Annotated in this window: 2 tRNA genes; both read right to left on the bottom strand. The window is 40.9% G+C overall.

Going from position 1 to position 574, the window contains the following annotated elements:
- Positions 1-184: 184 nt before the first annotated feature.
- Positions 185-260: transfer RNA gene (locus V6256_RS15175), tRNA-Ala, on the bottom strand.
- Between the two features lie 46 nt (positions 261-306).
- Positions 307-383: transfer RNA gene (locus V6256_RS15170), tRNA-Ile, on the bottom strand.
- Positions 384-574: the final 191 nt, after the last annotated feature.

Genomic DNA, 574 nt, shown 5'->3' with positions numbered 1-574 from the left:
AAACATTTCGTTTTATTTATCACACCAATCAACACTAAGTGTCATTGTTTTTGTGTGATAAATAAGAACATTTATCAGCTTTCCTAATTGTTAAAGAGCAGACTTTTTCGTTAAAAAAAGCCTTAGATAAAATCGTTATCTTATCTAAGGCTTCTATCATGTCGGTCACTTCGATTAAATGAAGTGGTGGAGCTATGCGGGATCGAACCGCAGACCTCCTGCGTGCAAGGCAGGCGCTCTCCCAGCTGAGCTATAGCCCCAACATGGTATAGTATAAATAGAAATGCCAATTTCAATACAAGAAATTGGTGGGTCTGGGCAGATTCGAACTGCCGACCTCACCCTTATCAGGGGTGCGCTCTAACCAACTGAGCTACAGACCCGATTTTCAGTTCTATCTCATCGTTGGATAACCAACCAAGTGACAGAACCAATATACTAGAGGTCTATCTATACGTCTCTTTACTTTCTAATCAAACAATCTGTGTGGGCACTCGATGAGTATTTGCGAAGCAAAAGCTCATGCCGGTAGGTTTATTTGCCAAAGCAAATTCACCGTAAGGCTTGTTAATGT

Origin of the sequence: Psychromonas aquatilis, from assembly GCF_038155185.1 — a bacterium.
GTDB classification, from domain to species: Bacteria; Pseudomonadota; Gammaproteobacteria; order Enterobacterales; family Psychromonadaceae; genus Psychromonas; species Psychromonas aquatilis.
This window is presented reverse-complemented; position numbering and strand designations above follow the sequence as displayed.